Below are 253 nucleotides of genomic sequence, written 5' to 3'. Positions count from 1 at the left end.
GTCAACGCCAGCACCGGCAGTTCCGCGCAGCCGGGCAGCGCGCGGATCGCCCGACAGGTGGCGAAGCCGTCCATCACCGGCATCTGGCAGTCGAGCAGTACGCCGTCCGGCCGCTCGCGCGCCAGCAACTCCAGGGCCTCGCTGCCGTTGTCGGCGGTGCGCACCCGGTAGCCGAGCTTGAGCAGCATGCCGCGAGTCACCAACTGGTTGATGGCGTTGTCCTCCACCACCAGCACCGTGCACTCCTCGGGAC

Annotated in this window: 1 protein-coding gene; it reads right to left on the bottom strand. The window is 70.0% G+C overall.

Annotated features, from left to right (window positions below):
* A partial coding sequence (locus ACLJNW_RS26855; protein ID WP_410961603.1) for a response regulator occupies positions 1 to 253 on the bottom strand: 253 nt, incomplete at both ends.

The sequence above is a fragment of the Salmonella sp. SAL4457 genome (genome assembly GCF_046548235.1).
Lineage (GTDB): Bacteria > Pseudomonadota > Gammaproteobacteria > Enterobacterales > Enterobacteriaceae > Salmonella > Salmonella enterica.
This window is presented reverse-complemented; position numbering and strand designations above follow the sequence as displayed.